The organism is Aeromonas sp. ASNIH8, assembly GCF_002919855.1.
In the GTDB taxonomy this organism is placed as follows: domain Bacteria; phylum Pseudomonadota; class Gammaproteobacteria; order Enterobacterales; family Aeromonadaceae; genus Aeromonas; species Aeromonas caviae.
This window is the reverse complement of record NZ_PQLN01000122.1, coordinates 1-10,336: the sequence shown is the minus strand read 5'-3', so window position 1 is coordinate 10,336 and position 10,336 is coordinate 1. Positions and strand designations below refer to the sequence as shown.

The following is a 10,336-nucleotide window of genomic DNA, read 5'->3' as shown; positions in this document are numbered from 1 at the left end:
GTTGAACACTGTTTCCGGAAAGGAGGGGCGAAGTGTTCAGGTTGAACCGGAATGAGCGTTCACATTGGTCCGGAAATGGTGTTCACGTTGAATCGGAATTGGTGTTCATGATCGGCCGGAATATGCACTCTGGACAACCTCGGGTGATTCGGATGAAATCATATCCTCCAATGTCCTCCCCATACGGTGCTCCTACTAAAAACAGAATTAAAGGCCCACGCCGAGCTGGCATGGGCTCTCAGCACTAAATCAAAAATTCTTCCAATGCTCGACCATTAGCCACCGCTTCCGCGATAGCCTTGGGCATGCGACCTTGACCAGTCCAGGTCTTCTCCTGGCCATCCTCGGCGTATTTGTATTTTGCAGGACGAGGAGCGCGTTTCGCTTTAGCTGAACCATCAGCTTTCGCTGGAGCCGTTGCACCAACCAGCTCACTCGGATCGATGCCTGCTGTTTTCAGCATTTCGGTGAACTCAGCCAGCTTTTGCAGGCGTTCAGCGGACTCGGCCTTGATTTTGTTTTCTTGTTGCTCACGCTCAGCAAAAACTTCATCCAATTTCTCTTTAACTTCGACCAATTGCTCGAAAGACAACTCGCGCAATGCGGCACGAAGGCTACGGATATTCAGCAGGATTTTCAGAAATTCGTTCATTGATAGCCTCATGTATCACATTTTTATATCAGGAAAATTATCTCTTAATCCCAGCATCAGCTCCACTATTTTTGGCACCAAGACGATTAGATAAATAGCATTATTCAAAAAGACGTGAGCGAAATCGCGTTTGGATCTGCTTAGTGGCCTGGCTCCAATCTTCTATGAAACTGTGTAGCCAAAAACTTAATCTAGGTGGTAGTGAGCGTTGAGACCACCTCACCAGATGAGCCGATGAACGATCTTGATCGGCTCACGAAATGAGCCGATTGGACAATATCATTGGCTCACAGAATGAGTCGATGATAGGAAATAGTTCTCTCCACACAAACTCGAATATGGGGGCATACTATTCAGATTATCTCCCTATTAGAATAATCACGCCCAAATGTGTCTGGGTTTGCAGCCTCATAGTCATCGTCAAACATATGTTCCCCGCGATGCATCTCCCTCATTGTTGCGAGTATACCGAAAAAACACATTTCACACAGATGCACCTTGTAACGTTCACCATCGTGACGGGAACCATAGCCAAAATCCGCCGATAACGAGCCGTATTGGTTGGTTCCAAAATTCGTTTTTGTACTACGACCACAGACATCACAGAGAATGTCAACGACCTGTTCTGTTGGCACAATTTCTTTTACGAGCATGCTGAGCCCCTTATTTAAGGCTTTATGAAAACTATAATTTTCTGCTTTTGATCTGGGAGTAACCTGGGCTGGCTATTTATCACTGGCATAACCAGCATTGAACTCTCATTTGTTATTTTTGGATGTCTTTGCACTCAAATTTTGGAGGTGTTTTCCAACCTGTAACGCGCCCGCTGCGTTTGTTGACCCTTCGGTATTCATTACCCAACAGGATTTCCCATTCAGAGCCGTTCTCCGATAGAACCTGAAAAGTAGTCCCAAGCTCAATACCTATGCCAGGCTCAGTACAGATCAGCTCAGTCATCGACTCTCCTCGGTGCTAGGACATATCACCATTTTTTTCCGATTGTTCAAGAACGGAAGCCATCGCGTCTAGTGACCGAGCAAGGGCACGACACTCATCTGCGGACATTAAAGCGGATGTGAATGCGGCAGCATTCTCATTATGAACATCCATTTCACTGACTCTGATGTAGCCACCATACGGGCTGGAATAGACGCTCACCTCTACTGGATGGGGTGGTGTTCCAATTGGTTTATCCAACTTTAAAACACTTGTATAAATAGGCATTTATCCTATCCCTAATCAACTCCTCTAAACTACAGAATATTGCTCGGGGTTAATCATGATGTCCATCAATAAATCAAGACACAAACCTAGTTGGTTGGAAACTAACAGAGTCGCCCCTGCAACATGTGCAAAATTTGTTGAACACTGGGCACGACAGGGTGGGTTGAGATAGGGCATGATAAAGAGCACATGCAGACAGAGGTATGTAACATGACACCCGATGCAGTCCATCACCCGCTTCGTAGAACAACACGCCTTGAATCCTTGGATGTTCCTCGTGAAGCATTGAACGTTCATCTGTGGATTGTGGCTGGAGTTCCTGCGGACATCATTCATCAGCTAGCTGCGCTGGTTGAAACTGATGTGGGTGTGATATGTAAGCTAACTGGTATTAGCCGGAGCACTGTGACTCGCAGGCTCAAAGCAGATACCGCGCTATCAATATCACAAGGAGCCAGGGTGTATGGAGTAGTGCTCGCCCTCGATGCCGCTCTGTCCCTTCAGGAAGACGATGCCCTCAGGGCATTGTCATGGTTACACCGTCCAGCTAGGGGCCTTGGTGGCGTGGCTCCAGCCACGTTGTTGACTACACAGATGGGAGTTCAGGCAGTTATCGATCTTGTGGGACGAATTCAGCATGGGGTTTGCATATAAGCAATAAATCAGGGGGGCTGTGAGGATAAAACCAGCTCAGTTGGTCAAACTTAAACCAAACAGAATGATTTTCAAAATTTTTCACATCCACCCCACTTGAAAAGTTCGGTAAACTGTCCATTTACTAATTATGAGAGCTATAAATAAATTTTTCCGTTTCAACATTCCGCTGCTGCGCAGCGAAGAGAAACCAGTTTTTACTACCCCTACAAATTGTTTTTATTAAATCAATGGAATTTAAAGAGCTCTGATAAATTAAAATTCATTAACTTGGCTTAAGACATCAACGCTTCATCACTTAGTAGTAAGTTATATGTCTATAAACAGAAAACAGCAACATAACCTCAGTTAGGTGTGGTTATATTCGCCCTGTAGGGTGGAAATAAAAAACGTGCTTTTAAAAAATGATTGTTTTACCTATGCAAGCACTTCTCTGCTAGCATTCGCTACACATGAACAGATCGCATACGGCGTTACTGTAACGCCATCCTTACCCCCCCCTGCTACCCGACCCTGGTTGTCACAACCGGAACGATTTTACAAACCCATGGGATCCCAATACACACAGATACGGTCACATTATGTGATGACGGGTCGCTCTAGCGTTTCACTCCTGACCTACTACTCTCAACAGAACATGTCTTTGAGCGTCCTTGACTCTATTCTTGTCTGAGTTGAAGTCGGTCTGATATCACCATGTTCATCATAGGCTACGAGCTACTGCTTTCTGTACCTTTGCTTACCAATGCAGAGGTTACATGTAGAGCAGGAGACTGAGCATAACATAGCTTGTATGTTTGATTTATTTCAAAACAACTATAACCAAGCTCATTTACCAGATTTAAAACCACTGAGTAATCGCAAGACGTGTAAAAGAAGTCTATTAATCTAATTTATAGTGAAACCCACATTTCACATATAGATGTCAATTGATTTTTGTTACCCAGATAAGTAATCACTTAGGGTCAAAAAAATATTTTTGCCTTAATGTTGGTAAAGAATTTGAATTTTCTATATCAAATATGCATTTTCCTCAGTCAATATCACTACTCGACTCAACATCCTACGGATTATCGCTTGTTACAAATAATCAACACTCGTGCATCTTCCTGCTAGAAGGTGTTTACATCTAACTTCTCGGCCATTAAATTGAAATCGCCGTTTGGAGCCTTCGCTCCTGGTATTCATCAACCTTCATTTCATAAGGAAATAAAAAATGACTCTGAATAAAAAGGATATTAAATTCGTTTCTGCGGCTGCACTGAAACATGTTCAGCACGTACTGTTCTGAATATGAACGTATGAAAAAGGATGGTGTGTATACACCATCCTTTTTTAATAGGGGATTATAGAATGTTGCATAAAATTATAGGGTCTATTGACCAAGAAAGTTTTTTTAATAATTACTTCGAAAAAAAGCCACTCTTCCAAAGAGCAGAGAGCAGTCTCATCAATATGTTCACCCTGGCTGACTTTGATCGCTATTTGATTGCTGGAGAGGGCATGCTACATAACTTAGTTAGAATAACTAAGGATGGGGTGGCAATAACGATACCGACCTATCATGGTCAAGCAACAACACAACGAGAATTCGTACTTGAAGCGTTCAAATCTGGTGCGACACTTAAGCTAGAAGATCTTGATAATCGTCACAGTGACATCGCTAAGATCTGCAAAAGCCTTGAGGACATTTTTGGTGGATATGTTTTCGCAAAACCATTCCTTACTGGCGCAAACTTCCCAGGCCTTGATACGCATTTTGATACCACAGAAGTTTTTGTTGTCCAACTAGAAGGGCGTAAAGTTTGGCATGTTTGGGACAAGGTAATCGATAATCCAACTCTTCCACTTCAACAGAACTTTAAAGATGTCGATCTTGGAGCTCCATCAATTGAGGTTATTCTAGAACCTGGAGATATATTATATATTCCAGCAGGAGCGCCACATTCTGCACGATGCTTAGATAGCCACTCATTACATATGGCTATTGGTTTGCAACCAATAAAAATTTTTGAAGTACTGGAAGGATACCTACGGCTAATGTCTGAGCACATAGTTGAACTCAGACAGAATATTTATCCATTCACTGAACGAGATCTTCTTGATAAAAATACAAAACTACTTTTAGATCGATTAAAGAAAGTACCTTTTGATGTAATTAAAGCTGACTTTGATATCGCATATAGCGCAACCAAACATGAGACCTGCGATAGACGCCTGGAAACTCTTGCTGCATCACATGCGATTACTGAGTCAACAAAGCTACGGCTAAGGCAAGGTGTTGATATACAAGCTAGAACTGGTGACGGTTCTATATCAATATATTTTAGTTCGACAATCAGCCCAGGAAAACCGCTTGTTTCAAGGCCTTCGAATGTAACTCTTCCTGATTATTGTCAGGGTGAAATAGATTATATTTGCTCAAGTGGATTAGTTTGCTTTACTCCAAGTCAGCTCTCTGGCGACCTAAACCTAGAGTCGAAAGTTCTGCTCTGTCAAGAGTTGGCTAATGTTGGCATTCTCATTTTAGAGTAACATTAAAGGGGCGTTTTCGTGTATCTTGATTTATTAAGTAAAGTGCTAACAAACAAAATCTATGAGCCTGATAGTCCAAAAGCAACACCTGATGAAGTGGACGAAATAAAGAAGACTCTAGACTTATTAATGAACGATGGTATCAATCTTAATATCAGCGCAGAAGACTTGACTCAAATCCTTCAGTACACCAAGAGATCTAGAAATATTCATACATACGTTAGCATTGACGCATTGAATAATATACGAGATGCCATAACAATCACAAATGAAAAAAAGATTGTTGGCGATGTATTAGATTGTGGGGTTTTGAGAGGGGGGACTTCAATCTACATGGCTGGAGTTCTGAAAAGCCTAAACTCATCTCGTAAGGTTTATGTAGCAGATTCCTTTTCAGGTCTACCGGTTCCCAGTACCCAGGATGGGATTTTTGCAAATCATTTCTGGTATCGATTTTCTAAGGCACTCCCGATATATAACCTGGACTGCTTAGCAAGCATTGATGATGTAAAGGAAAATTTTAATCGTTATGGATTACTCGATGATAACATAATTTTCATGCCAGGCTGGTTTGAAGATACACTACCATCATTATCAGCTGCTAATGTTAAGTTTAGTGTTGTAAGAATTGACGCGGATTGGTATAGCTCAACAAAAGACGTTCTAGATAACGTATATCACCTAATATCCGATGGTGGATTCATCATCATTGATGATTATAATCTACCAGGATGTAAGCTAGCGGTTGATGAATTTAGAGAAAAAAATGGAATTTCAAAACCACTTCAAATTGCAGATGAAGTTGCAGGAGTATTCTTTTGGATAAAATAACTCATTCATTTTCAAACCGTCTCAAGCTACTTTTACTGGGTGATGGGTTGGTCGTGTTCGGGGGATGGATTGACTATATAGCCATACTGACAATATGTGTGTATCGATTTCAAGTTGATAGCATGGAGATAGCAATTATCGGCGCAAGTATGCTATTGCCAGGTATCATATTTACCGGATTTATTAGTAATTTGGTTAATGGCTGTAAAGTTCTTTATTGGTTGCGTACGAGTCTCGTGCTAAGGGCGTTGCTGACTGTTGCACTATTAACTGCAAGCAACCTATATATCTTTGTGGCAATAGCTGTAATTAGATCTCTATTTAATAGCATAGCCACACCAGCTATATCAGTTATCAGTGCTCGTTGTGTACCAGCGGAAAACAGAACTCGCTACTATTCCTTGCTAAATATGATGAATAGTGCAGCAAAGATAACTGGCCCTGCACTTGGTGGAGCAATCGCGTCATTCGGGAGTGACGAATATGCATTGTTGATTTCAGGTGGATTAACGCTTGCTGGCTGCATTGTGTTCTGGACAATAAAGACTACAACAGTTAAAGATGGACTGGACAATTCACCAAGCTCAAAGCCATCAACATTGAGTAATGAAAGTTGGAATTCATATGCCATAGTAATGGCAATATTTTTTATCGCCGTTTTCATGGTCAACAATCAACTCCCAATTTTACTTAGAGATAACGGGTTAGATAAAAGTGCCCTTGGTGTATTAGTATCTTCATCTGCTATAGGAAACTTTCTGTATGGGTTGTGGAGTGCTCGTAATGCTACGTCTTCTTCTCTTAAAGGACTAATTGAGGAGATCTTATTCCCTGCCTTTATTACTATGTGTATGTTTATTTTGATCGCCCCCATATTATATGAACCTTTTACATTGCAATTGGCATCATTGGCTATAGTATTTTTTGTTGTAGGGCTTTTCAGTTCTAGATTTGCGATCTCATCAAATGTATACCTGGCTGAAAATTTTCAAGCAAGCCTTGGGATTGCAGCTGGACGGCTGCAAGCAATCCAGAACAGCGCGATGCTTATAGCGCCATTCATAGGAGCATTTGTACTTAGCCATTCATCTGGAGCTTTTTTGTTTGTACTGGCAGGTGTTACTGGTATCACAGGGTTATTTGCTGTGTATATGATGACTGCAAGAAAAGGCGTTAAACAGACGTTGGATGCAAAGAGCCAAGAGTAGGCGCTAAGAGGTGATATGAGCTGCTAGGAAGCGATCTTCTGTGGGCTTATAAAAACATCATTACTAACCTAGTAGCATAAAAGACACCGGTTTGAAGCCGGTGTCAAGTGATAACTATATCTGTACACTCTATTACATGAAGCCTTATTTCCTCAAGTCAGAGAGCGGCTTGTTAACTACATCCTCAAACTGCTTCAGTGTCTTTTGATACTCCCTTATTTCACGCGGAATAAGTACATCAACAGTTTTAAGAATTTGCTCAACATGATCAGGCAACTTAGGCATTGCAGCATCTTTAATCAGCCGCTCAACATTCGCGGGCAACTTAGTCATTGCAGCATCTTTAATCAGCTGCTCAACATTAGCAGGCAGCTTAGGCATTGCAGCGTCTTTAATCAGCCGCTCAACATTAGCAGGCAGCTTAGGCATTGCAGCGTCTTTAATCAGCCGCTCAACATTAGCAGGCAGCTTAGGCATTGCCGCGTCTTTAATCAGCCGCTCAACATTAGCAGGCAGCTTAGGCATTGCAGCGTCTTTAATCAGCCGATCAACATTAGCAGGCAGCTTAGGCATTGCCGCGTCTTTAATCAGCTGCTCAACATTAGCGGGCAACTTAGGCATTGCAGCATCTTTAATCAGCTGCTCAACATGATCAGGCTGCTTAGGTATTGCTGCACCAATCTTTTCAAACAGTTTTTCCAATTTCTCAGGTAGTTTAGGTGATATTACCGCAGAAGGCTGAAGCTTATTATTAAGCTGCTGCATGGCATTGTGCCACCCACCAGAAATCCCATTAAGTTCAGCCATGATGTCTAACGCTTGGGCTAGCTTTATTCCCTTTTCCTTGGCGAGCTTTTTGGCTTTTTTACGGCAGAATTCAACGGTATTACCAGAAGGGAATTTGATGTGATCGTTTTGGTGTTTCATGATACGCCTGTCCTTCATCAATTTAGATGCGCTAGCCGACATACGCCCTATAGAAGAATAGGGTTAATTGAATTTTCTTTCACTCTGCTGGTCACACACCTTCGCCTAGGTCGGCTAACTGGGTGCAGAAGTACCCATGACACTATCATGCCATGAATAAAGAGGACTCATCAAGATCTTTTCTATTGGCTTTATCAGTTAACTATCTGGAATCGCAGTATCTTCAACGATGATGCTGGCGCGTGGATACGCGCTGCTTTCCCGCTTGTTGCCAACGTGGCCGCATGGAGTGCTACATTGTTGCCAGTCCCATGGGGCTTGTACGCAATGTCACATGCTCTTGAGGTCAAACAACACCAGGTGTGCAGCCAGTTGACATCACAATCCCAAACATGCAGCTCGGTGTGATCGCCCTCTCATCTAGTTTTCTCTACTCATAGGTTTGTGACCAAACCACTCATGTAATCTGTTACGATATCACTCATTTGGCACCACAACTTGTGGGCAAGTAAATAAGTCGCATGACGCATTAATTAGAGAGTTGTTAATGAATGATTACATAGCCAAGCTATCATTTAATTTCATTGGGAAAATCCTTGGCTCAGATACTATTGTTGTGCAGGGAGATAATTTAGTAACCTCAAAAAAAGATACTATTTTAGAAAATGATTCTGCACCCGATTTCAGGAGTTTTGCAACTTTTGAAAGAAAATTTCTAGGCGGGATACTTACCTATAAAATTGGATGTAAGACTAAAAAACAAAAATTTATTAGATGTACTGATTCAGATAGCTTCGTTGAGTCGCTAAATAATTTAATAGCAAAGCATATTACAACAACAATAGAGCAGAAAGTTACCGAGTTTTATAGTCTTGCTTTTGACGAGTACCCAAGAGATTCTTGGGTGAACAATCTTGCTCAAATATGTACTTCATTAAGCCACGACTATCAGGCCCAGTGCGAACAATGGGAAAGATATTTAAATCCTGAACTAATAGAGAAGGTAAAAAATCTAATATCATATCATCCTCTTAATATTGACTACATACGCGAGCAGCATGAAGAGTATCAACTTATAAAAAGAAAAGAGTTCTTTGATGTCGTAGAATCAAATCCATTAACTAATGAACAGCGTTTGGGCGTATTACGTTCCAATGATAGGAATATGGTGCTTGCAGCAGCTGGTACTGGAAAAACATCTGTCATGGTTGCTAAAACCCTCGATCTGATAGACCGAGGATTAGCAAAGCCATCGGAGATCTTGGTTCTTGCATATAACAATGCCGCTGCAAACGAACTACGTGAACGCCTCGAAGATAAAGCTAAGAAATCTAATATTGAGCTAGAATCGACTCCAGAGATTGCTACTTTCCATGCGTTAGGCAGGATGATCCTACGTAATTCAAACGTTGATACCAACATATCTATTTTTACTGAGGATGACGTAAAACTAAAACTATGGGTCACCTCATGGCTTGAAGAATATTTATCATCGGATATCGATAGAATTTATGACTTTATAAACTTGTTCCCAGAACCCGTTAACCCTTTTGATTTTAAGTCAAAGTCAGAATATGAAGCGTATATCAGGGACAACGAATTCAGAACCCTCAACAGTGATCTCGTTAAGGGTTACCAGGAACTCCTTATAGCAAATTTCCTTTATGAAAATGGTGTTGAGTATAAGTATGAGTCTCCATATGTGACCAAACGGCGCATCGATATTGGTTTTGACTATCGCCCAGACTTTAAAATCATAGAACCTGAACTTTACATTGAACATTTTGGTGTAGACCGTAATGGAAGAACTAGGCCGGATATAGATCGTGTTTCTTATAATCAGTCCATTAATAATAAAAGAATGCTACATAATGAATGTGAAACTGTTTTAATTGAGACATTCCATTATGAATGGATAGAGGGTGTCTTACTGGAAAACCTCAAGAAAAAGCTGTTAGATAATAGTGTCATTCTTAACCCATTATCTCCTGATGAGCTGTTCAACAAGCTGCGTGATATGGGTCATATCACAGGCTGGGGTGAACTTTTGACAAAAGCCCTCCAATCCATTCGAGTTGAACGCCTCACGAAAGAATCCATACAGAGTAGGTTCGATGCTACTGGAGTGCATCATTCCAAGAAGCTCTCAGAAATCTTGGATTTGCTTCATCATGCATATGTAATGACCCAGCCGTTCCTGCACAACTAAGCGGCTTCGGCATAGGCCTGCGCCGGTGTTTTCATCTTTAGCGCCTGGTGAGGACGCTTCTGGTTGTAAAACTGGATCCAGTCGCCAATCACCCGA

Annotated in this window: 11 protein-coding genes; 5 read left to right on the top strand and 6 right to left on the bottom strand. The window is 41.6% G+C overall.

Annotated features, from left to right (window positions below; genetic code table 11):
* Nucleotides 1-244: 244 nt before the first annotated feature.
* From C3418_RS20995 to C3418_RS24185, 4 genes are all read right to left on the bottom strand, one after another.
* Entirely contained in the window at nucleotides 245-652 is a 408-nt protein-coding gene (locus tag C3418_RS20995; RefSeq protein WP_005361923.1) for an H-NS family nucleoid-associated regulatory protein, read from the bottom strand.
* 353 nt (nucleotides 653-1,005) lie between these two features.
* On the bottom strand, nucleotides 1,006-1,305 hold the full coding sequence (locus C3418_RS20990; protein WP_053288698.1) for a hypothetical protein: 300 nt from the start codon (nucleotides 1,303-1,305) through the stop codon (nucleotides 1,006-1,008).
* A gap of 112 nt (nucleotides 1,306-1,417) precedes the next feature.
* The gene (locus C3418_RS20985; protein ID WP_042010605.1) at nucleotides 1,418-1,609 is read right to left on the bottom strand and encodes a hypothetical protein; all 192 of its coding nucleotides are present in this window, start codon (nucleotides 1,607-1,609) and stop codon (nucleotides 1,418-1,420) included.
* A gap of 15 nt (nucleotides 1,610-1,624) precedes the next feature.
* On the bottom strand, nucleotides 1,625-1,876 hold the full coding sequence (locus C3418_RS24185) for a hypothetical protein (protein WP_127904518.1): 252 nt from the start codon (nucleotides 1,874-1,876) through the stop codon (nucleotides 1,625-1,627).
* A 189-nt stretch (nucleotides 1,877-2,065) separates the two neighbouring features.
* Here C3418_RS24185 and C3418_RS20980 point away from each other — a divergent pair, with 189 nt between their 5' ends.
* The 4 genes from C3418_RS20980 (at nucleotide 2,066) to C3418_RS20965 (ending at nucleotide 7,104) form a co-directional block, all read left to right on the top strand.
* Entirely contained in the window at nucleotides 2,066-2,530 is a 465-nt protein-coding gene (locus C3418_RS20980; protein WP_307773842.1) for an antitoxin Xre/MbcA/ParS toxin-binding domain-containing protein, read from the top strand.
* A 1,353-nt stretch (nucleotides 2,531-3,883) separates the two neighbouring features.
* Nucleotides 3,884-5,065 (top strand): JmjC domain-containing protein, encoded by a 1,182-nt coding sequence (locus C3418_RS20975; protein WP_158657420.1) that lies wholly within the window; start codon nucleotides 3,884-3,886, stop codon nucleotides 5,063-5,065.
* Between the two features lie 18 nt (nucleotides 5,066-5,083).
* Nucleotides 5,084-5,896, top strand: a complete 813-nt coding sequence (locus C3418_RS20970; protein WP_053288697.1) for a TylF/MycF/NovP-related O-methyltransferase — start codon at nucleotides 5,084-5,086, stop codon at nucleotides 5,894-5,896.
* A complete protein-coding gene (locus C3418_RS20965; protein WP_069785450.1) occupies nucleotides 5,884-7,104 on the top strand; it encodes an MFS transporter in 1,221 nt (406 codons plus the stop codon). Before C3418_RS20970 ends, C3418_RS20965 begins: the two co-directional genes overlap by 13 nt.
* 144 nt (nucleotides 7,105-7,248) lie before the next feature.
* On the opposite strand, the gene C3418_RS20960 is transcribed toward C3418_RS20965, so the two are convergent.
* Nucleotides 7,249-8,031 (bottom strand): hypothetical protein, encoded by a 783-nt coding sequence (locus C3418_RS20960; protein ID WP_124812705.1) that lies wholly within the window; start codon nucleotides 8,029-8,031, stop codon nucleotides 7,249-7,251.
* 547 nt (nucleotides 8,032-8,578) lie between these two features.
* On the opposite strand from C3418_RS20960, the gene C3418_RS20955 reads away from it, so the two are divergent.
* Nucleotides 8,579-10,240 carry a UvrD-helicase domain-containing protein gene (locus tag C3418_RS20955; RefSeq protein ID WP_258040153.1) on the top strand — a complete coding sequence of 554 codons (1,662 nt, stop codon included), beginning with the start codon at nucleotides 8,579-8,581 and terminating at the stop codon, nucleotides 10,238-10,240.
* Here the strand turns inward: C3418_RS20955 and C3418_RS20950 are convergent.
* Nucleotides 10,237-10,332, bottom strand: coding sequence for an integrase core domain-containing protein (locus tag C3418_RS20950; protein WP_225522578.1), 96 nt, complete (start codon nucleotides 10,330-10,332; stop codon nucleotides 10,237-10,239). The genes C3418_RS20955 and C3418_RS20950 overlap by 4 nt on opposite strands.
* Between the last annotated feature and the right edge of the window lie 4 nt (nucleotides 10,333-10,336).

Excerpts from the sequence above, each read along its gene's own strand:
- C3418_RS20995 (WP_005361923.1), bottom strand. The coding sequence starts at position 652 with ATGAACGAATTTCTGAAAATCCTGCTGAATATCCGTAGCCTTCGTGCC.
- C3418_RS20990 (WP_053288698.1), bottom strand. The coding sequence starts at position 1,305 with ATGCTCGTAAAAGAAATTGTGCCAACAGAACAGGTCGTTGACATTCTC.
- C3418_RS20985 (WP_042010605.1), bottom strand. The coding sequence starts at position 1,609 with ATGACTGAGCTGATCTGTACTGAGCCTGGCATAGGTATTGAGCTTGGG.
- C3418_RS24185 (WP_127904518.1), bottom strand. The coding sequence starts at position 1,876 with ATGCCTATTTATACAAGTGTTTTAAAGTTGGATAAACCAATTGGAACA.
- C3418_RS20980 (WP_307773842.1), top strand. The coding sequence starts at position 2,066 with ATGCAGACAGAGGTATGTAACATGACACCCGATGCAGTCCATCACCCG.
- C3418_RS20975 (WP_158657420.1), top strand. The coding sequence starts at position 3,884 with ATGTTGCATAAAATTATAGGGTCTATTGACCAAGAAAGTTTTTTTAAT.
- C3418_RS20960 (WP_124812705.1), bottom strand. The coding sequence starts at position 8,031 with ATGAAACACCAAAACGATCACATCAAATTCCCTTCTGGTAATACCGTT.
- C3418_RS20955 (WP_258040153.1), top strand. The coding sequence starts at position 8,579 with ATGAATGATTACATAGCCAAGCTATCATTTAATTTCATTGGGAAAATC.